Source organism: Arthrobacter sp. MP_M4, assembly GCF_035984855.1.
GTDB lineage: Bacteria > Actinomycetota > Actinomycetes > Actinomycetales > Micrococcaceae > Arthrobacter.
The window spans coordinates 1-20,490 of record NZ_JAXCHX010000024.1; the positions used below are offsets into that span (position 1 = coordinate 1).

General features: G+C 65.0%; 18 protein-coding genes and 1 tRNA gene. 6 read left to right on the plus strand and 13 right to left on the minus strand.

Annotation, left to right across the window (positions count from 1 at the left end; translation table 11 throughout):
- Positions 1-968: 968 nt before the first annotated feature.
- Positions 969-1,574 carry a DNA-3-methyladenine glycosylase I gene (locus RCH15_RS15245; RefSeq protein ID WP_326961510.1) on the minus strand — a complete coding sequence of 202 codons (606 nt, stop codon included), beginning with the start codon at positions 1,572-1,574 and terminating at the stop codon, positions 969-971.
- 120 nt (positions 1,575-1,694) lie between these two features.
- Entirely contained in the window at positions 1,695-1,949 is a 255-nt protein-coding gene (locus tag RCH15_RS15250) for a cell division protein CrgA (RefSeq protein WP_326961511.1), read from the minus strand.
- Positions 1,950-2,145: 196 nt separating this feature from the next.
- Between RCH15_RS15250 and RCH15_RS15255 the strand changes: the two genes are divergently transcribed.
- Positions 2,146-2,787 (plus strand): aminodeoxychorismate/anthranilate synthase component II, encoded by a 642-nt coding sequence (locus RCH15_RS15255; RefSeq protein ID WP_326961512.1) that lies wholly within the window; start codon positions 2,146-2,148, stop codon positions 2,785-2,787.
- A 19-nt stretch (positions 2,788-2,806) separates the two neighbouring features.
- On the opposite strand, the gene pknB is transcribed toward RCH15_RS15255, so the two are convergent.
- The 7 genes from pknB to RCH15_RS15290 are packed head-to-tail and all read right to left on the minus strand — an operon-like array spanning position 2,807 to position 12,476.
- Entirely contained in the window at positions 2,807-4,792 is a 1,986-nt protein-coding gene (gene pknB, locus RCH15_RS15260; protein WP_326961513.1) for a Stk1 family PASTA domain-containing Ser/Thr kinase, read from the minus strand.
- Between the two features lie 6 nt (positions 4,793-4,798).
- A complete protein-coding gene (locus RCH15_RS15265) occupies positions 4,799-6,667 on the minus strand; it encodes a protein kinase domain-containing protein (RefSeq protein ID WP_326961514.1) in 1,869 nt (622 codons plus the stop codon).
- Positions 6,664-8,121, minus strand: coding sequence for a peptidoglycan D,D-transpeptidase FtsI family protein (locus tag RCH15_RS15270; protein ID WP_326961515.1), 1,458 nt, complete (start codon positions 8,119-8,121; stop codon positions 6,664-6,666). Before RCH15_RS15270 ends, RCH15_RS15265 begins: the two co-directional genes overlap by 4 nt.
- Positions 8,118-9,569: an FtsW/RodA/SpoVE family cell cycle protein gene (locus RCH15_RS15275; protein ID WP_326961516.1), complete on the minus strand. Its 1,452-nt coding sequence runs from the start codon at positions 9,567-9,569 to the stop codon at positions 8,118-8,120. Before RCH15_RS15275 ends, RCH15_RS15270 begins: the two co-directional genes overlap by 4 nt.
- Entirely contained in the window at positions 9,566-11,251 is a 1,686-nt protein-coding gene (locus RCH15_RS15280; RefSeq protein WP_326961517.1) for a PP2C family protein-serine/threonine phosphatase, read from the minus strand. The genes RCH15_RS15275 and RCH15_RS15280 overlap by 4 nt, the downstream gene beginning before the upstream one ends.
- 2 nt (positions 11,252-11,253) lie before the next feature.
- A complete protein-coding gene (locus RCH15_RS15285) occupies positions 11,254-11,733 on the minus strand; it encodes an FHA domain-containing protein FhaB/FipA (protein WP_326961518.1) in 480 nt (159 codons plus the stop codon).
- Positions 11,730-12,476 carry a DUF3662 and FHA domain-containing protein gene (locus RCH15_RS15290; RefSeq protein ID WP_326961519.1) on the minus strand — a complete coding sequence of 249 codons (747 nt, stop codon included), beginning with the start codon at positions 12,474-12,476 and terminating at the stop codon, positions 11,730-11,732. The genes RCH15_RS15285 and RCH15_RS15290 overlap by 4 nt, the downstream gene beginning before the upstream one ends.
- A gap of 373 nt (positions 12,477-12,849) precedes the next feature.
- Between RCH15_RS15290 and RCH15_RS15295 the strand changes: the two genes are divergently transcribed.
- Positions 12,850-12,932, plus strand: a tRNA-Leu gene (locus tag RCH15_RS15295).
- Positions 12,933-13,007: 75 nt separating this feature from the next.
- On the opposite strand, the gene RCH15_RS15300 is transcribed toward RCH15_RS15295, so the two are convergent.
- The gene (locus RCH15_RS15300) at positions 13,008-13,697 is read right to left on the minus strand and encodes a TetR/AcrR family transcriptional regulator (protein WP_326961520.1); all 690 of its coding nucleotides are present in this window, start codon (positions 13,695-13,697) and stop codon (positions 13,008-13,010) included.
- A gap of 170 nt (positions 13,698-13,867) precedes the next feature.
- Here RCH15_RS15300 and RCH15_RS15305 point away from each other — a divergent pair, with 170 nt between their 5' ends.
- The 4 genes from RCH15_RS15305 (at position 13,868) to RCH15_RS15320 (ending at position 18,353) form a co-directional block, all read left to right on the plus strand.
- Complete coding sequence (locus RCH15_RS15305; protein WP_326961521.1) at positions 13,868-15,265, plus strand: flavin monoamine oxidase family protein; 1,398 nt, start codon at positions 13,868-13,870, stop codon at positions 15,263-15,265.
- 49 nt (positions 15,266-15,314) lie between these two features.
- The gene (locus RCH15_RS15310; RefSeq protein WP_326961522.1) at positions 15,315-16,229 is read left to right on the plus strand and encodes a universal stress protein; all 915 of its coding nucleotides are present in this window, start codon (positions 15,315-15,317) and stop codon (positions 16,227-16,229) included.
- Complete coding sequence (locus RCH15_RS15315) at positions 16,226-17,749, plus strand: APC family permease (protein ID WP_326961523.1); 1,524 nt, start codon at positions 16,226-16,228, stop codon at positions 17,747-17,749. The genes RCH15_RS15310 and RCH15_RS15315 overlap by 4 nt, the downstream gene beginning before the upstream one ends.
- A 121-nt stretch (positions 17,750-17,870) precedes the next feature.
- Positions 17,871-18,353, plus strand: coding sequence for a pyridoxamine 5'-phosphate oxidase family protein (locus tag RCH15_RS15320; RefSeq protein ID WP_326961524.1), 483 nt, complete (start codon positions 17,871-17,873; stop codon positions 18,351-18,353).
- 63 nt (positions 18,354-18,416) lie between these two features.
- On the opposite strand, the gene RCH15_RS15325 is transcribed toward RCH15_RS15320, so the two are convergent.
- The 3 genes from RCH15_RS15325 to RCH15_RS15335 form a co-directional block, all read right to left on the minus strand.
- On the minus strand, positions 18,417-19,055 hold the full coding sequence (locus tag RCH15_RS15325; protein ID WP_326961525.1) for an NADPH-dependent F420 reductase: 639 nt from the start codon (positions 19,053-19,055) through the stop codon (positions 18,417-18,419).
- Positions 19,056-19,113: 58 nt separating this feature from the next.
- Positions 19,114-19,737: a hypothetical protein gene (locus tag RCH15_RS15330; RefSeq protein ID WP_326961526.1), complete on the minus strand. Its 624-nt coding sequence runs from the start codon at positions 19,735-19,737 to the stop codon at positions 19,114-19,116.
- Between the two features lie 324 nt (positions 19,738-20,061).
- Positions 20,062-20,466, minus strand: coding sequence for a DUF5997 family protein (locus RCH15_RS15335; protein WP_326961527.1), 405 nt, complete (start codon positions 20,464-20,466; stop codon positions 20,062-20,064).
- Between the last annotated feature and the right edge of the window lie 24 nt (positions 20,467-20,490).

A 20,490-nucleotide genomic window follows, 5' to 3' on the forward strand; every position in this document is an offset into this window, starting at 1 on the left:
AATCCGGGACCACTGGCCATCACTCAAAACAGATGTTCGCGACACCCAACAAGCATTCCAGCCAGCGACCCCCTCATTTAGGAGACACGCCCTAGGGCTCAGCTGCCGCCCCGTGGGGCATTCCCGCCGGCGGCCCGCTGTGGGATGGCCCCTGCCGATCAGCAGTCCCTGGATTTCCGCGGCCGCGGTGGAGGGCGCCGAAAAGCAGCCGGGCGGGAGTGTCTATTACCAACCGGACCCGGATCCGCCCACCAAGCGCGGCCGCCGGGGAGACTTTTCCACAGGGTTTATCCACACTGTTGGTAACTTACACGCCTGTAGTTCATGTTCTCTCCACGGATCTGACGGCCAGTGCTGGCGATTATGCTGAGCGGCATTCCCGTGTGTCCACAATTGTGGATAAGTCCTGTGGGTTGCTCTGTGATTAAGTGGACAACTCCGCTCCGGGGCAGCAACCGCCGGTCACCGGTTCGGTCTGCCGCTCCTCCCGGCTGCAGCGGTCCGGACGCGGGGATGGAACGGCGCCCCCGGGAAAATTTGATGTCAACAAGTTTATTCACAGTGTTAATAACTTGTCTGTCCAAGCAATCGGCCCTAGATGGCGCCACTGGGCGGCTGAAACTGCGGTTGCACTCGTCTGTACGGCCGTTATCCCCAGGTGTGGATAAGTTGTGGGTACTGTTTTGTTATTAAGTGGATAACTTTGATTTCCGGCACTTTCACCCGTTCCGGCGACGGGCCCATCCGCCGGGCGTGGTCCGGCCGGCCAGAAACCTCCTGGTCAAAACTTATCCACAGGTAATCCACACTGTTAATAAGTGGCGGGCCGGAACGTCGGCTGGGGTCGTCGTCGGCTCGGTGTTCCTGAGGCCTTCAGAGCGCGGCGACGCACCCCGGAGAGAATTATTGGGCCGAAAGTTACCCACACTGTGGATAACCGGGTCAGGAGTTGTGCACAGCGCAGGGGATCAGCGCGGCCAGACGCCGGACGTGCCCCTTCGGTGGCTGTCCAGCAGGTGGGTGTCGACCATGCCGATGGCTTCCATGAGGGCGTACATGGTGGTGGGTCCGACAAACGCGAAGCCACGCTTCCTCAGCGCCCTGGACAGGGCAACGGACTCGGGTGAGGTGGTGGGGACGTCCTGGTGGGTGGCTGGCTCGGGGGTGGAATCCGGCTGGAAGGACCACACGAAGTCGACAAGTCCGCCGTCGTCCCGCAGCGCAAGGGTGGCCTGGGCGTTGGTGATGGCCGCCCGGATTTTCAAGCGGTTGCGGACGATCCCGGCGTCCAGAAGGAGGCGCTCGACGTCGGCCTCTGTGAAGGCAGCCACCGTCCCGGGATCGAAATCACGGAAGGCGGCCCGGAACGCCGGCCGTTTGCGGAGAATGGTGGCCCAAGACAGACCGGCCTGGAATGCCTCCAGACTGATGCGTTCGTACAGGCCCTGCTCGTCGCGGACCGGCAGTCCCCACTCCGTGTCGTAATACTCGCGCAGCAGGGGATCCACGGCCGCCCAGGCCGGCCGGGCCAGGCCGTCGTCGCCGATCACCGCACCCAGGGCTGCCGTGTTCATCGGGGCTCCTTCGCTCTCATACTTCTCTGTTGTGGCACCCTTTGTTCCCAGCGGGCCCGACGGAAGACGCAAAAGACCGGCACACCTGGTGTACCGGTCTGCTGCGACATACTGCGGCGTTCAGGAACGCCAGCGGGTGGTCATCAGGAATCCCACGATCGCGATGCCGAAACCGGCCATGATGTTGCCTGCTCCCCAGGCGGCGACCGGAAGCGTGCCTTCGCTGATGTAGAAGGTGATGATCCACAGGAGGCCCAGGATCATAAGGCCGAACATCACCGGCTTGAACCAGACCGCGTTGGGCTTGTTGTCTTGAGCGGTGGACGTCTGCGGCGTTGCGGGGGTGGCGCGTTTGCGTCGCTTTGACTCGGGCACGGGTCCTCCTGGCGGCTGGATCAGGAGCGCAGCTTTGGCTTGATATCCTGCAAGAAGGAATACACCGGCGGTCAGCGCGCTCTTGGTCACGTATGGGTTCTTAGTCGGAGCCAATTCTAGCTGTAGTTCCCGCCGCGGCGTCCGCCCGGAACATCCCCCGATTCGGCAATTCAACGATTGGTTCAGCAAGGCACCCATGAACACAACCAAGATTCTCGTCGTCGACAACTATGACAGCTTCGTGTACACACTTGTGGGATACCTGCAGGAGCTTGGGGCGGAAACCACAGTGGTCCGCAACGACGACGTCACTTTGGCGGAGGCTATCGACCTGGCCGAGGCCCGCGACGGCGTCCTTATTTCGCCGGGCCCGGGAAACCCTGCCGGGGCGGGGGTCTGCATTGAGTTGATTAAATGGTGCGGCAACCAGGAAAAGCCGATGCTTGGAGTGTGCCTGGGCCATCAGGCGCTGGCCGAGGCCTACGGGGGAACAGTCACCCACGCTCCTGAATTGATGCACGGAAAGACCTCGCTCGTGGAGCACCACGGCGGCGGAGTGTTCGCCGGGCTGCCATCGCCCTTCACGGCGACCCGGTACCACTCCCTCGCCGCGGTCCGCGACAGCATCCCGGAGGTCCTGGACATCACGGCTGAGACGGCCAGCGGAGTGGTGATGGGACTTCAACACCGGACGGCCCCCCTCTGCGGGGTGCAGTTCCACCCGGAGTCCGTGCTGACCGAGGGGGGCTACCAGTTGCTCGGAAACTGGCTTGAATCCCTCGGCATGGCAGGTGCCGCCGCGCGTGCGGCCGCGCTGAGCCCGCTCATCAAGCACTGATCACGGCGCTGGCCACCAGCTAGGTTCCCTCTGATTTGCCAGTCTTGGTCGGCGAGGGTGTCGGGGTGGGCGTTGGCGTGGGGGTTGGTGTCGGCTCGGGACTCGGCGGCGGAGGTGGCGGCGGAGCCTTGGCCACGGTGACGGTGACGGTCTTGCCCTGTTCCACGAGGGCTTCCGCCGCATCAGCCTGGCCGGTGATCTTTCCAGGCTCCACCTGGGAGTTTTCCACCTCCGTGGCATTCATACCAAGACCAACAGCCTTCAGAGCTGCTTCCGCCTCGGCCCGGGGAAGTCCGATGAGTTGGGGAACCACCACCTTGCCGGTGGAGACGATGATTTCCACCGCACTTCCGGCCGCCACGTTCTGGCCGGGGGCCGGATTGGTGGTGATCACGATGCCGGCGGGCACTGTGGGACTGTTGGCCATGGTGGTGCCGGGTGCCCCGGCGAGCCCGTTTTGGCGGAGGACGTCGCGGGCAGCCGCTTCCGTGCGCCCGGGGAGGTCGGCAGGAATGGTGATGACACTGGGGCCCTCGGAGATGTTCAACGTAATGTCCGAATTCGGATCCAGGGTAGTACCTGTGGCCGGGACAGTCCCGACGGCGAGACCTTTGGCGATGGTCTCGTGCTGCATCCGGTTCAGCTGGGGTTTCAACCCGGCGTTGTAAAGCCTCTGGAGAGCCTCGGTCTCCGTCAATGACGTCACTGAAGGCACCAGGACCTTGGCCACCGGGGCCGGTGCCTGGTTCATCATGTTGTACAGCCAGAGACCGCCTCCTGCCAGTACGAGGATAGTAACGAGCACGAGGGCGGCAATCCACGTCCGGCGGCGGGACGTCTGGTGCTGGGTAACTTCCCGCTCGGGCGGAAGGACCAACGGCAGGCTGCCGGTGTCCGCAGCATCATATTGGACACCGTGACCCCGCGGGGCGTGGGAAGTATCGGTTGACGCGTCCGGAACGGACCAGAGCCTGCCCGTGGGGGTCTCATCGAGGAACTTTGCGCCGGTCACCGGCATGGCCGTTGTTGCTGCGTTGTCCGGCGCCGGAACCGTATCGTTCGGGTTGGTGGGCGCTTCGCTTGCAGAGGGCGGAACCACTCCGACTCCGCTCCGCGCGGCCCGCAGGGCGCGGCGGAACGCCGCGGCATCCTGAAACCGGTCCGCACGGTTCTTTTGCAGCGCTTTCATCAGCACGCTGTCCAGGGCCTCGGAGACGTCGGGATTCAGGCTGCTGGCAAGCTCGGGAATTTCGCGAACGTGCTGGTAGGCGACGGAGACGGGACTGTCGCCAATGAAAGGGGGCCGGCCGGCCAGCATTTCGTACAACAGGCATCCGGCCGAGTACAGGTCGCTGCGGGCATCCACGGTCTCCCCGCGGGCCTGTTCAGGGGAAAGATATTGTGCAGTGCCCACCACGGCCTGGGTTTGGGTCATGGTGGCCGCCGAGTCCGCCATAGCACGGGCGATCCCGAAGTCCATCACCTTGACGCTGTTGGAGTCCGGGCAGAACATCACATTGGCGGGCTTGATGTCGCGGTGGACGATCCCGGCCTTGTGGCTGTAATCGAGGGCTGAGAGCACTCCCAGCGTGAAGTCGATGGCTTGGTCAATGCTGACTTCATGGGCTTTGATCAAGTCACGGATGGTTTTTCCGGAAACGAACTCCATGACGATGAACGGGACCCGGACAGTGTCCTCATGATCGCCCGGGACAGCGTGGTCGCCGGTGTCGAAGATGGCAACGATGGACGAGTGGTTCAGTGCGGCCACCGCCTGTGCCTCGCGCTTGAAGCGCGCCTGGAACTGCGGATCCCGGGCCAGATCCGGGCGGAGCAGTTTGACGGCCACGGTGCGGCCCAGCCTGGTGTCCACACCACGGAAGACGTCGGCCATGCCTCCGCGGCCGATGAGTTCACCCAGCTCATAGCGACCGCTAAGAACGCGCTGCCTTTTCGCGGGGCTGCGGTCCTCCCGGTGCGATGGGGGTTGGGGTGAAATGGACATTGCGGCCTACGTTCCGGTGGGGCTCGGGGTCGGGGTGGGCGTCGGGACCGCGGTCGTGGGAGCGGCCTTGGCCAGATGGTAGGTCACGACGGAACCGGCGATGACTTTGCTGCCCGAAGCGGGTTCGGCGCTGACGAAGGTGCCTGCCGCTTCCTTCTTGTTGGTGGGTGCCACGTCGGCGCCCTTGGCCCAGCGCAGGCCTGCGGCCTGGATGGCCTGCTGGACGGCAGCTTCGCTTGCGCCGGACTGCAGTGTCGGCACCGGCGCGGTCTCAGGTGCCTTAGTGGGTTCCGGTCCCTTGGAGTAGCTCACGGTGATGGTGTCGAGAGGCTGGACCTGGCCTGAGGGGTTGATGTCGATCACCGTGCCCGGCGTTGAGTCGTCAAAGACTTCAGCGCCGGTGACTTTCAGGTTCAAGTTGCCAAGTTCACTGCGGACCTCGTTGTAGGGGCGGCCCAGATAGCTTTCCGGTATCACATTGATGGCAGCCGGCGTGGATTCCGTGGGCGTTGCCGAGCTGCTGGTGGGACTGGCACTCGAAGATGTGGGTGAAGCGCTGGTCGTCGTCGGCTGGGCGCTGGTCGTCGCCGCGGTGGCGGCGCCGGTGGTGACGGCGTTGCTGCTGGCCGGGGTCTGTGGGAACAGGATCCCGGCCTGGCTCAGCATCACGCCCACCAGGGCAAACAACACCAGCAGGATCAGGGCAACCAGCGGCCAGGTCCAAGGGCTGCGGCCGCGGCGCGCCGGTTCGTCGACGGGCTCGTCGTAGTCGTCGTCTTCCGGAACCCAGTTGCGTTCCGCAGCGAGGGCATCGGCGCGTGCGGGATTGTTGCTGGCGCCGTAGGCGCTTGTAGCGGCTGCCCCGGCAGCATGCCCCGCCGCGGCCCCCGCTCCGGCGGCGCCTACCACCGGCAAAGCCGAGGTGGCCGACGTCGCCCGCTCTCCCGCGCTGATAACCCCGGTCGTTGCCGTGGGGACGTCCACGGGCGCCGTGATGGGCCCGGTCGCCGCCTCGAAGAGGAGCATGCCGGGAACTGCGGCGTGGGCAGCGGCGATGTCACCCTTGCGGATGGCTTCGGCCGCTTCGGAAAGCTTAAGGGCGTCTGCCGGGCGGTTCTTGGGGTCTTTGGCCAGCATGGACATGAGCAGGGCACGGACCGGCTTGGGAAGTGATTCCGGCAGCGGCGGCGGCGCGTCATTGACCTGGGCCAGGGCTATGGCGATCTGCGATTCGCCGGAGAACGGGCGGCGTCCTGTGAGGCACTCATACCCGATCACCCCCAGGGCATAGATATCCGAGGAGCCGGTGGCAAGCTGGCCGGTCGCCTGTTCCGGGGCCAGGTACTGGGCGGTTCCCATCACCTGGCCGGTCTGGGTGAGCGGAACCTGATCCGCGAGGCGGGCGATGCCGAAGTCCGTGACCTTGACGCGGCCGTCCGGGGTGATCAGCAGGTTGCCCGGCTTGATGTCGCGGTGGACCAAGCCCTGGGCGTGGGCAACCGAGAGGGCGCGCGCCGTCTGGGCGATCATGGACAAGGTGCGGTCCGGGGAGAGCACCTGCTCGTGTTCGATGATGCTGCTCAGCGGCTGGCCCGGGACCAGCTCCATGACGAGGTAGGCGGAGCCTTCTTCCTCGCCGTAGTCAAAGACATTGGCGATCCCGACGTGGTTCAGCAGCGCAGTATGGCGGGCTTCGGCCCGGAACCGTTGGAGGAAGCCGGGATCGCCCGTGTACTCCTCCTTGAGCACCTTGATGGCGACAATGCGGCCAAGGATCAGATCTTTGGCTTTCCAGACTTCTCCCATGCCGCCGATCGCAATACGCGTCGTCAGCTGGAATCTGCCGCCGAGGGTGATTCCTGATGAAGGCCTCACTTATTCAACACCGCCTCAAAGATCTTCTTCGCGTTCGGACTGGTTAGCTTTGCGCCGGTAGTGATGTCTACGCCTTCCATGACGATGGTGACAGCCACCTGCGGGTCATTCGCCGGGGCGAACCCGGTAAACCATGAGTTGTTCAGGCCGTCGCCGAGTTCCGCGGTGCCGGTTTTGCCGGCCACCTTGACCCCGGGCACCGCCGCGGCGCGTCCAATGCCGTCGCTGACCACACTGACCATCCACTCGTTAATTTGCCGGGCGATGTCCGGTGACGTGGAGGTCCGCAGCACCTGCGGTTTCGGCTCGTTGATGGGGCGCAGGTCCGGAGAGCGCACGGCCTTGATCAGGTTCGGCTGCATCTGCACGCCGCCATTGGCTATGGCCGCGGTCATCGTGTTGATCTGCAGCGGCGTGGCGCGCACGTCCCGCTGGCCGATTGAGGACTGCGCCAGGGAAGCGTCATCCAGCTCTTCGTCGGGGAAGAAGCTCGGAGCAAAGTCCAGCTTCAACTGGTCGCCAAAGTCTTGCCCGAAACCGAATTTCGCGGCTTGGTCTGCGATGGCTTTTTGCCCGAGATCCAGCGCGATGCTGGCGAAGGGGGTGTTGCACGATTGCTGGAGGGCGAAGGCGAACGTCGCGGTGTCGCGGGTGTAGCAGTTGCCGCCGGCATAGTTGGGCAGCCGGTACGCGATGCCGGGGAAGGACATCTCCGCAGGGTTGGGCAGGGTGCTGTCCTTGTTGTATTTACCCGAGCCGAGGGCTGCGGCCGTGTCGACAATCTTGAAGACCGAGCCGGGAGCCAACAAGGCCCCGGTGGGCCCGCTGACGTTCTGGTTCAAGTTGATTCCCGGGACCTTGTTCAGTGCGGCGAAGTTAGCGGCCTCCGCTGCCGGATCCTGCGTGGCGATGAGGTTCGGGTCGTAGGAGGGCTTGGAGACCATGGCGATAATTGCACCGGTCTTCGGATTGGTCACCACGATCGAACCGCGCTGGCCATCCGGGATGAGATCGTAAGCCAGCTTTTGAATCTTGGGATCAAGCGTGAGCTCTACCGAAGCACCCTTGGGCTGGTTTCCCAGGAAGAGTTGGCCCACGCGGTCCAGGAACTGCTGATCCGAACTGCCTGCGAGCTCTTTGCCCATGGCTTTTTCAAGCCCGGTCACGCCGAAGCTGCGGGAAAAGTAGCCTGTGATGCCCGCGTAGGGCTCCGGCTGCGTGTACGTGCGCTGGAACTTGCAGCTTTCATCGGCAGCCACGGATTCCGCTACCTGCGTTCCGCCAACAATGATGGCGCCGCGGTCGTTGCAATAGTTCTGCAGCAGGGTGCGCTTGTTCCAGGCGTTGGCTTCCAGCTCGTCTGCGCCGACCACCTGGACATAGCTGAGGGCACCAAAAATCAACACGAACATCGCGATCGCGGCGATCCAGGAATTACGAATGGCTTGGTTCACAGCTTGACCGCCTCGGTGGGAGCTTCCGGAGTGCTTTGTCCCGTGCCGGGAACGGTGGCCGGCTTCGAAGGCATGGCGGGAATGACTTTCTGTGGGTCGGGTTGCTCGCCAGGGGCCAGCGGTGTCGTGTCAACCGGGCCGCGCGCCGCGTGCGAGATCATGAGCAGCAGCCCCACGATGATCCAGTTGGCGAGGAGGGAAGAGCCGCCTGCCGCCAGGAACGGTGTGGTGAGGCCTGTGAGAGGGATGAGGCGGGTGACGCCGCCGATCACCACGAAGCACTGGAGTGCTATGGCAAAGGAGAGCCCGGTGGCCAGCAGTTTGCCGAACGCGTCCCGGGTACCCAGCGCCGCACGGAATCCGCGGGTGAAGAGCAGCAGATACATCAGGACAATCGCGAACAGGCCTATCAGACCCAACTCTTCGCCGAACGAGGCGATGATCATGTCACTGTTGGCGAACGGAACCAGGTTGGGCCGCCCCTGGCCGAAGCCCGTCCCCACAAGGCCGCCGTTGGCCATGCCGAACAGCCCCTCGACGATCTGCAGGCTCCCGCCGAACTCGCGCCCATAGACCTCGTCGGTGAAGGCGTTGATCCAGCCGTCAATCCGCAGGGCGACGTGGGAAAAGACCCGGGAGGCCACGAATCCGCCCGCGGCCATGAGTGCCACGCCGATAATCACCCAGCTGATCCGGCTGGTAGCCACGTAGATCATGACCAGGAAGAGACCAAAGAACAGGATCGAGGAGCCGAGATCCCGCTGGAATATCAGCACCCCGATGCTCACCAGCCAGGCCGCCAGCATGGGTCCCATGTCCTTGAACCGCGGGAATTGCAGGGGACCGACCTTGCGGCCCGCCAGCAGGATGAGGTCCCGGTTGGAGGAAAGATACCCCGCAAAGAATATGGCCAGGGTGATCTTGGCGATTTCACCCGGCTGGAAGGTCATGGAGCCAAACCTGATCCAAACCCGGGCGCCCAGGATTTCGCCTGCGCTGATCCCGGGGACCAGCGGCAGGATGAGGAGGACGGCACTGACGGCCAGCGAAATGTACGTGAATCGGCGTAGGACCCGGTGATCCTTGAGGAACCAGATAACGGCAATGGAAACTGCCATGGCCACGACAGTCCAGCGCAACTGGTTGTTGCCCGTGTCTTCCCCGACCCGGTCCAGCCGGTGGATCATGGCCAATCCCAGGCCGTTGAGCGCCACGACCAGCGGAAGCATAACCGGATCGGCATATTTTGCCCGGATGCGCAGAACGATGTGGAAGGCGAGGGCAGCCGCAGCCAAAAGGCTCGACTGGAACCAGAAGTCGGTGTCGAAGGCCTTCTGCTGGTCGACCCCCACCAGCGCATTGGCACCGACGCCTACGGCGAGTGCAAGGACGAGGAGGACGAGTTCGGTGTTCCGTCGCGGCCTGGGCGTAGGATCGATGGGCGTCATTTGACCGCCTCGCAGAGCGGAACTGTTGCGGCCGGGGACGGTGTGGCAGTCCCGGACGTGCCGGGGCTGGCAGTATCACCCGGAGTCGCCGTCGGGGTCGGGCCGGTGGGCGTCGGGGACGCGGTGATGCATTCGTCAGCCGGGGCGGTGGTGCCTGTGCGCTCAAGGTTCTTGACGATCCGCTGGGCATCGTAAAGGTCCCGTGCCGGCACAGTCTGGCGTACACGCTGCTGGGAAAATTCAGGAAGATCTGACATCCGGATTTCGGTCACCGTTTCGAGGGTGGAGAGCTGGATGGGGCCAAGACGCTGGGAAACCCCGTTGAAGATGGCCACGTGTTGATCATGTTCTCCGATGTAGTACCGGGTCTGGGTCCAGGCGTAGCCCAGCCACAGACCCACCGTGAGGACGGCGACGATGGCGGCGGCGATGGAGATTGTCAGCCAGCGTCGGGGCCGGACGGCGGGCGAATCGACATCAACCTCGTCCTTCGTCTGTTCCGACTTGTGGGTCAGGACCGTCGCAGCACGGCGGGCCATGGTGCGGCCGGCCACAGTGGGGATGGAGCCCGAGGCGGCGGCTATTGCGGCGGCGCCGACGAGTTCGTGGGGACGGCCGGCCAGTTCCTCGCGCAGGACCTCGGCGGAAAGATGTTCGCCAAGGTGCGGATCGGTGGCGGTCCCGGGCTCTGCCTTTCGGCCCGCGTTTTCGGCCCTGTGGTCTTCGGTGGGGCCTACGGATTCTTCCGGATCAGCGGGACCACCCGACTCCTGCACTGTTTTCGCCGCCCCGAATGTGCTTCCGGTTCGCTGGGGGTCGGTGGCGGTACCTGCGGTGGTGCCCGGGATGGAAAGGGGCGTGGAAGGGACGACGTCGACGGCGGCCGTCCGGACGTCGTCGGTTGTTTGCTCGGTGATCTCCAGCATCACCACGGTGACGTTGTCCGGTGCGCCTGCCTCCAGGGTGAGGTCCACCAGCAGCTCGGCGCACTCACGCAGGTCCCTGGTCTCCCGGACGGTGCGTTCCACGACGTGGCCGGCCACGTAGTTCAGGCCATCGGAACAGAGAAGCCAACGTTCACCCGGCTCGACCTCCAGGGTTGCCAGGTCCAGCTCGGGACTGGCATCGACGTCGCCGAGGACGCGCATGAGGACATTTTTGTGGGGGTGGGTTTCGGCTTCCTCGGGCCGCAGCCGGCCTTCGTCGATGAGGCGCTGGACGAAGGTGTGGTCCACGCTGATCTGCTCGTATTCCCCGTTGCGAAGCCGGTACGCGCGGGAGTCGCCGATGTGGGCGAAGTGGAGCTTGCCTTCGGCCAGCAGAAGGGCGGTGACGGTGGTGCCCATCCCCGCCAGTTTGGGATTCATATGGACGAGTTCGGAGAGCAGCGAATTGGCGGTCTGGATCTCATCGGCAAGGATGGTGCCGGCGTCGCCATCGTAGCCATCGCTGTCCAAATGCAGCATGTCCAGCACCGTGGCGGCAGAGGCGACGTCGCCCCCGGCGTGTCCGCCCATACCGTCTGCGACGACCGCGAGGTGGCGGCCCACGTAGGCGGAGTCGTCGTTTTTCGCCCGCACGCGGCCAACGTCCGACCGTGCGGCGTAGCGCATGATGAGCGGCCGCTTGGAGGCTCGGGGTGTGCGTTCGGCCTTGTCTGCGGGAAGATCCGGAGCAGCCATGGCTACGGCCTCAATTCAATGACCGTCTTGCCGATTCTCACGGGGACACCCAGCTCAACGGGCAGTGCCCTGGTGAGCTGCTGATCGGCCAGATAGGTGCCGTTGGTAGAGCCCAGGTCCTCGATGAACCAGCGGCTGCCCTGCGGGAACAACCGGGCGTGGCGGCCCGAAGCGTAATCGTCCTCCAGGACGAGGGTGGCTTCCTGTGCGCGGCCGAGCAGGATAGGGCTCGCTGCCAGCGGGATTGTGGTGCCCTTAAGGGGGCCTTCGGTGACGACGAGCTGGCGGGGTTGCTGTTTGGCGGCGGCGGCCGGCTCGGCGAGGGCAGGGTTCTTGCGTACCTGCCGTGCCGTCGGCGCCCCCGCGGCCGCTTTGCTGCCGATCATGAGGTCGCGGCGCATAGCGGCGACAATGCTGAAGATCAGCACCCACAGGAGCAGGAGAAATCCGAAGCGGAGGGCGGTGATGGTCAGTTCACTCACCGGCGGCCGCCTGGGTTGGCGGGCAAAAGGCGGAAGATGATTTTGGTCCGTCCCATAGTGATCGTGGCCCCGTCGGTAAGCTCCGAGGACCCCGCGATCTTGTGGCCGTTGACGTAACTGCCGTTCGTGGAGCCCAGATCGACGGCCTGGGCGGTGCCCGGGCCCGTTCTGATTTCCAGATGACGGCGGGAGACGCCGGTGTCGTCAATAAGGATGTCTGCTTCGGAGGAGCGTCCCAGCACAATCGAGGGAGCGTTGAGAGAATACCGCTGCCCGTCGATGTCCAGGACAGGTTGCATCCGCGCCGGCTGGCGCGTCGGCGCGGCCGGCATGCCCGGGTGGGAAGCCGGCGCTGCGCCGGCGGGAGCGGAGGACTTTTCGGTTCGAGACTTGATCTCGAAATCCCCGGCACGGCGTTCCTCGTCCCGGCGGAAGCTGATGCGGACGGGACCCTGGAGCGTGTAACCCTGGCTGCGCACGTGGTTGATGACGACGTCGCACAGCTCTTCAGCAAGTGGCGTGCCCCATTCCTGGGCGCGCCCGAAGTCGGAGTCGCTCAGGAGTACGTCGAAAACGTTGGGGGCCAGGGTCCGCCCGGCGGCGATCGTGATCGCCTTGTTGTCCACCTCGCGGCGAAGGTGGCTGGCAATCTCGACAGGCTCGACCTGGGCGCGCGAACCGGTGGAGAAGACCCCGCGGACGGCCTTTTCGATGCCGCGCTCGACTTTGTCCAGCAATCCCATGGTGCTTCTCCTTTCGTGACGGCTGCAGGGCAGCATTCGTTCCGGAACTCGGTTTCCCACATTTGCGGGAGCCCGCTGGTGGCGGGCACTCCTACATCAGATACTACTGGGCGAGTCTGGGAATGGCCTTAATGGACGTGGCGGCACCCCGCCAGAGAAATGCCGCTGCTGCGCGCTGACCTGCGTTGACATTAGCCTCGTCCGCTGTCGGGGGGTCCCGGCAGCACGCCCCCGCGTCGTGCACGGCCGCCAGCGGTGGTCCGCCCGGGGGCCGATTGGTGTTTTCCCGCAGTTGTCCGTTATGCTTGATCTCGCTGCTTTTACGAGGTTTGCGGTCGGTATTCCGGCCCGCAAGTGTCGCAGAGGAAGTTGCGCGCGAGTGGCGGAACGGCAGACGCGCTGGCTTCAGGTGCCAGTGTCCGAAAGGGCGTGGGGGTTCAAATCCCCCCTCGCGCACGCAAATGAGAGAACCCCGATCTTCGGATCGGGGTTCTTTTTTTTGCGCCCGAAACTGGTTCGGGGGTCGCCCCGCTACAGTCGCGACGCGCCGAAGCCGGCGACCAGAGCATCGAGTCCCAGCTCAAACGCGACGTCGGCCTGGTTCGGGTAACCTTGGGCGGCCAGGCGCGCCACGGCGGCCGTGAAGTGCGGCGTCGATGCCGCCATGCTTCCGGAGTCGAAGATGTCCGCCGGAGCGGTGACGTCATAGGCCGACCCGAAGATGAAGGATTCCAGGGCCACTATCGAGGAGATAATCCGCTCCTGTGGGAAACCAGCCCGGCTGAACCCGGCACTGACGGCCTCGTACATGGCGAGCGTTTTGGGGGCGTCCGTCACCGGGAGTACGGCGATGACGGGGATTAGAGGCGTGTGTTTGGAGAACACGTCGCGGTAGCTCCAAGCCCAGCTGCGCACGGCCCGCTCCCACGGTTCGGCCTCGAAGGCTGACACGTCAACGAGTGAGGTCAGGTGGTCCTGGACCAGGACCAGGACGTCCCGTTTGGACGAGACATGGTTATACAGGGCTGACGGCGCCACGTTGAGGGTCCGCGCCAGTGCGGCCATGGTGAATCCGTCGTAGCCGCTTCTTCTGATGAGTTGCAGCGCCGCGGCCGTGATGCCGTCCTGGTCAAGGACGGCGGCGGCAGGCCTGCCCACCCGGCGGCGCGGTGCGGCGTCCTGACGGTGCGGATCCGCGGGGGCGGTGGTGGATGCCGGCATTCCTGACCTCTCTCGTGTCTTCGGGGTTCTCCCATTCTGCCTCTACTTTACGGACGGGAGCTTTCCGGCTTTGAACTCTTCCCTGCACCGCACAAAGGGTCTATAGTCAACATAAATGAACGCCATTCATTTAGTGGGCCGCATCACTTCGCGGACACGGAGAGGACAACATGCTGGAACTTGACCGCGACGTCGTCATCGTCGGAGCAGGGCCTGCCGGGCTGACCGCAGCCCGGGAATTGCGGAAGGCCGGCCTGAGCGTCGCCGTCCTGGAGGCCCGCGACCGCGTCGGCGGCCGCACGTGGACCGATACGATCGACGGCGCAATGCTGGAGATTGGCGGCCAGTGGGTCTCGCCTGACCAGACCGAACTGCTGGCGCTCCTCGATGAGCTCGCCCTGAAGACCTATTCCCGCTACCGCGACGGCAACTCCGTCTACATCGGCTCGGACGGCGAACGCACCCTCTATACCGGCGACAGCTTTCCGGTCAGTGAGACCACCGCCGCCGAAATGGCCAAGCTCACCGCCCTGCTGGATTCCCTGGCCGCCGAGGTCGGCCCCACGGAGCCGTGGTCTCACCCCAAGGCCCGGGAGCTGGATACCATCTCCTTCCATCACTGGCTGCGGGAGAACTCCACCGATGAAGAGGCCTGCAACAACATCGGCCTCTTCATCGCCGGCGGTATGCTCACCAAGCCGGCCCACGCCTTCTCGGCTCTGCAGGCAGTGCTGATGGCAGCCTCCGCCGGATCATTCAGCCACCTCACCGACGAGGACTTTATTCTCGACAAGCGCGTGGTCGGCGGAATGCAGAAGGTCTCTGAACTGCTGGCCGCGGACCTGGGCGGGGATGTTGTTCTGAACAGCCCCGTGCGCACTATCAACTGGGGGCCTGCCCCCGGCGGAGAAAACGGGGAGCGGGTGACCGCCGTTTCAGAACGCGCCACCGTGAACGCACGTTTTGTCATCATGGCCGTGCCACCCAACCTGTACTCCCGGGTCTCCTTCAACCCGCCGCTGCCGCGCCGCCAGCACCAGATGCACCAGCACCAGTCGCTGGGCCTGGTCATCAAGGTCCACGCTGTCTACAGCACACCGTTCTGGCGCGAAGACGGCCTCTCCGGAACCTGCTTCGGAGCCGGCGCGCTGGTCCAGGAGGTCTATGACAACACCAACCATGAGGACCCCCGGGGCACGCTGGTCGGTTTCGTTTCGGACGAAAAGGCCGATGCCATGTTCGAGCTCAGCAGCGAGGAACGCCGCCGGGCCATCCTCGAATCCATTGCCGGATTCCTGGGCGACAAAGCGCTCCACCCGGAGGTCTACTACGAGTCGGACTGGGGGTCGGAGGAGTGGACCCGCGGCGCGTACGCCTCCAGCTATGACCTGGGCGGATTGCACCGCTACGGAAAGGACCAGCACGCACCGGTTGGACCGATCTACTGGTCGTCCTCTGATCTTGCCGCCGAGGGGTACCAGCACGTCGATGGTGCCATCCGGATGGGCCGCCACACCGCCGCCCGGATCGTCGCTGCGGCAGACCGCGCCCCCGTGGCTTCCCGTTAGCCCCTCGCTTCGCCCAAGACCGCTTAACAGTTCAGAAAGGACCGGCCAGATGCGTTACGTAGTGGGGTATTCAGCCAATGACAGAGGCCGCGATGCCGTCAGTCTGGCCGTAGCACTGGCCCGTGGCCGCGGTGCCAGCCTGGATCTGGTGCTGGTGGTGCCGGAAGTCCAGCAATTTGCAGCGGCCCATGCGCCCAAAGCCGGTTTCGAGAACCTTCTCCACGAGCAGGCACGCGAATGGCTGAATGAAGCCCTTGCCCTCGTCCCGGATGACGTGCCGGCGCAGGCGCATATCCGTACCGGCGACTCCGATGCCCACGCGCTGATCGAGGCAGCGGAGGAATTTGGGGCGGACATCCTGGTTATCGGGGCAACCAACGCGGGGCTTTTCAAGCGCTTTACCATCGGTTCGGTAGCCAGCTCCCTGCTGCACGCGTCCACCGTCCCGGTGGCTCTGGCGCCCCACGGCTACCACCGCACGGAGGCGTTGACCAGGATCAGTTGCGGACTCGGTACCCGGGCCGGAGCCGGGAAGCTGCTCGACTTCGCGATCGGTATGGCGGCGAACCGGGGAATTCCATTGCGGGTCGTCTCACTGCTCGCGCTCGACGGCGGCGATACCTCCGGCGCGGCGGACTCCGCCCGCGAGTACGCGGAAAAGACTGTTGCCGCAGCCGCCCCGGTCAGTCCGTCGGGAGCCCCGCTCGTGGCGGAGACGGACGTCGTCGTGGCCCAGGGCCGGGCGGTCGAGGAGGCCGTGGATGACCTCCGTTGGGAAGACGGCGAGGTGCTGGTGATCGGCTCAAGCCGGCTGGCCCACGGCCGCTCCATATTCCTTGGCAGCACCGCCAACCGGATCCTGCGGGCCCTGCCGGTGCCCATGCTTGTGGTGCCCAGCGGCTACGAACTCAAGGACCAGAACCCAGAAACCTCGAATGTAACTTCCCGAGAGGCACGCCAATGAGCACCGAACACGCGACGTCCAAGACCTCGCACGACACCCAGGCTGGACTCAGCGCCAAAGGTTTGAAAGCCGGGTCGGTGGGGCTGATCGGCGCCGTCGTCATCGGCGTCTCCTGTATTGCCCCGGCCTACACGCTGACCGCTGCCCTCGGCCCCACCGTCGCCGAAGTCGGGGTCCAGCTGCCGGCCATCTTCCTCGTGGGCTTCGTCCCGATGCTCCTGGTCGCGTTCGGCTACCGGGAGTTGAACAACGCCATGCCCGACGCCGGAACCTCCTTCACGTGGGCCTCGCGTGCCTTTGGTCCGTGGATCGGCTGGATGGGCGGCTGGGGGTTGATCGCCGCGACCATCATCGTGCTCTCCAACCTCGCAGCCGTTGCGGTCGATTTCTTCTATCTCATGCTTGCCCAGCTGTTCGGCAACCCCGAACTGGCTGACCTGACGCTTAACCTGCCGCTCAACATTGCCACCACACTGGTGTTCATTGCGCTGGCCTGCTGGATCTCCTACCGCGGCATGGAAACCACGAAGGGCGTCCAGTACGTGCTGGTCGCATTCCAGCTCCTCGTGCTCGGCTGGTTCGCCGTCGCCGCCTTCAGCCATGTCGCCAACGGATCAGCCTTTGACGCCACCGCGATCACCCCCGACTGGTTCAACCCGTTTGCGGTCGGTTCCTTCTCCGCCTTCGCCGCCGGGGTTTCCCTCTCCATCTTCATTTACTGGGGGTGGGACGTCACCCTGACCATGAACGAGGAAACCCGCAACCCGGAGAAGACCCCGGGCCGCGCGGCCACCGTCACCGTGCTGGTCATCGTGATCATTTACATGACAGTAGCCCTGGCCACGCTCTCGTTTGCCGGCATCGGGCAGGAAGGCCTTGGAGCCGGGAACCCGGAAAACCAGGGCAGCATCTTCGCCGTCCTCGCCGGGCCGGTCATGGGTCCGTTCGCCATCCTGATGTCCCTGTCCATTCTGAGCAGCTCGGCCGCTTCCTTGCAGTCGACGTTCGTTTCACCGGCGCGGACGCTGCTGGCGATGGGCCATTACAAGGCGCTGCCGGCGAAATTCGGCCGGATCAGCCCCACGTTCAAGTCCCCGAGCTATGCCACCGTGGCTGCGGCGATCGCCGCCGCAGCCTTCTACGTCATTACCCGGACCACCTCCGAAAACGCGTTGTGGGACACCATCACCGCTCTGGGCATGATGATCTGCTTCTACTACGGCATCACCGCCCTGGCTTGTGTCTGGTTCTTCCGAAGCGAGGCGTTCAAGGGGGCGCATGCGTTCTTCTTCAAGTTCCTTTCTCCGCTCCTGGGCGGCGTCATCCTGCTGGTGATGTTCGTCAAGACGGCCTATGACTCCATGGATCCGGCGTACGGGTCCGGTTCCTCCGTCGGCGGCATCGGCCTCGTGTTCATTCTTGGGATGGGCGTGATCCTGCTGGGCGTGGTACTCATGCTGGTCATGGCGAAAATCCGCCCGGAGTTCTTCAGGGGCAAGGTTCTGCGCCAGGGATATTAAGCCCGGGCAGCAGCGCAGGGGAGGGTCCTTCTTCCGGCAGCCATTGGAAAGCAAGCACACTTACCAATAGGCTGGCGGGAGGGGGACTTTCCCCCGTTCGGAACGAAAACGAGGTGACAGTATGTCGGACGCAGAAAACATCAGCAAAGTTACGGACATCATCAACGATTCGCGGATCGGAATGTTCACCACCGTCAACGAGGAAGGTGCCCTGGTCAGCCGGCCGTTGGCGGTCCAGGACGTCAAGGACGACGGCGACATGTGGTTCTTCACCTCTGCCAGCACCTCGCAGGTGGCCCACGTCCGGTCCCACCCGGGGGTCAATGTCTCGTTCGGCAAGGGCACGGAATGGGTTTCCGTGGCCGGAACGGCAGAGATCGTCACGGACCGCGCAAAGATCCACGAGCTCTGGAACCAGATGGTCGAGGCCTGGTTCCCGGACGGTCCGGATACTCCGGAAGTGGTGCTGCTGCGCGTAGATTCGGACTCCGCCGAATACTGGACCAGCCCGGGCGGAACGGCCGCGACAGTGCTGCAGTGGGTCAAATCCAAGGTCACGAACAGCCGAATGAGCGTGGGCGAAAGCGGTACTGTGTCGCTGTAGCCGGCTGAGACGGCGGACCGGCGGTGCGTCCGCGGGTCCGCCGGCGCTGTCTACCGGCGCTGTCTAGTCGAGAATCTTGAGGCCGGTGTCCCAGTTGAAGGACTCGTAGGCGGAATTGGTCTGCAGCGCCATGACCAGGAGCTGGAAGCCTTCCAGCTCACGGGAGTGCCGCAGGCCACCGACCCGCAGAGGCCGGAGTCCCCCGGCCGCTGCAAATGATGCGACGCGGTTGGCTGCGTCCTCGGAGTCGGAGGCGATGAACACATCCAGCGGCATCCCGCCCGCCGCCCCCGCCGCCAGCGGTCCGGCGAAGGTCGTGTTGAAGGCTTTGACGACGTCGGCTCCAGGCAGCAGGGCTGCGATCTCCTCAGCGGCGGAGGTCCCCGGCCCGACGGTGAGGGAATCGAAAGTGTCCATGTTGATCGGGTTGCTGATGTCCACGACCGTTTTGCCGCTGAGGGTGTCGCCGAAGTGCGTGGCCACCTCCTGGGCTGCCCCGAAGTAAAGGGCAAGCACCACGATGTCTCCCTCCGGGATCTCACCAAGTCCCCCAGAGGAAGTGCCGGAGCCGAGCTCCGCGGCCAGCTTGGCCGCGTGCTCCGGCGCCCGGTCCAGGATCTGGAGCGATCGTCCTGCTGCCACGGCGCGGAGACCGAGTGCGCGTGCCATATTGCCGCTGCCGATAATGGTGATCTCTGTCATGGCGCTTCCTTTTCAGCGGGGCGTGGACTGCGGGGATCAGGGCCGTGCGGGCGGGGCGTCAACTGAGCGCGGCGTCCGCTGCCGGAAACCCCACGGACCGGGCCGGGGTATTCAGGGGAACTCCGGCGGACCGTTCGGCGTCGGCGAGGGCCTGTTCCAGACGGGCAACGGCCGGAGCGTAGTCGGCACCGCCACGCAGCAACTCTGCCGCCTTCATCGCACGGATCAGGGCGGCGGTCTCCGGCAGCCGCGGGTCACTCATGGCGGGAAAGTCAATGCAGTGCGCGGGGTCGAGTTCGTACCGCTGCCACCGGGCCAGTGCGCGGCGGTGCCGGGCTGCCGCGACCTCGTTGCCGGCAGCCGTTTCGCGGGACAGCCGCCGGGCCTCCCGGTTCCTGAACGCCCTGGGAGCCCACACGTAAGAGGCCGCGGCCGCGGCGGAAGCAAGCACACCGAGCAACAGCCCGGCCCACGGCGCCGCCAGGGCGGGCAGAATCACGGCTGGTGCAACAATGGCGAGCCCGGCGAAACCGTCCCAAAAGACGGCGTCCGGCAGGCCGTCGTCGGCCACCAGATGCTTCCGGACCAGGTAGACCGATGCAGCCGCGGCGCATACCACCGTGAGAGCCAGGGCAACCAGTTGCCAGAGCGCGAACGGGTCGGGTACAAACAGGGACGTCATACCAACACCTTCCAGGGACCCGGCCCGATGCGGGCGCGGCTCCTGATTCCATTGGAATCCATTGGAGGCGGCCCGTCAATGGTCCCGGAACGTCCGGGGAGCCTCCCGGGAAGAGTCCGGTTCACACAGACGACGGGCCGGCGACAACCCGCTCGGCGCCGCTTACATGAACGGCGCCCACGACGCCGGGATGCCGGCAATCCTCCGAGAGGGTGCCCGTCGAGGCCTCGCCGTTTCGATGGTGCCCTGCCGGTTAGACGATTCAGAGCGTCGAGTGTGGACGGAACCGACGAAACGGCCGCAGTCTGCGGGCGGTTGCTACGGCTACTCGGCCGTTGCGCGCGCTTTCTTGGCGTCTTTCTTTGCGGCGTCGTCCTTGACCCGCTGGGCCTCGGCACGGACGGCGGCGTGGGTGGAGCGTTCGGCAACGAGCCATGCCGGCGGCGCCTGCAGCAGGGCGGTGATTTCCGCCGTCGTCAAGGCTTCTTCGACGCCGCCCCGGGCGAGGCCGCTGATGGAGACATTGAGCTTTTGCGCCACCACCGGGCGGGGGTGCGGGCCGTTGCGGCGCAGTTCGGCGAGCCACTCCGGCGGGTTCACCTGGAGCTCGGCGAAATCGGCGCGGGTGATGACCGAATCCTGGAACTCCTGGGGTGTTGCGGGCAGGTAGATGCCAAGCTTCTTGGCAACGGTGGCCGGCTTCATGGACTGGGAGTTTGCAGAGGTCATGCTTCAAGGGTATCCGGCGGCCGG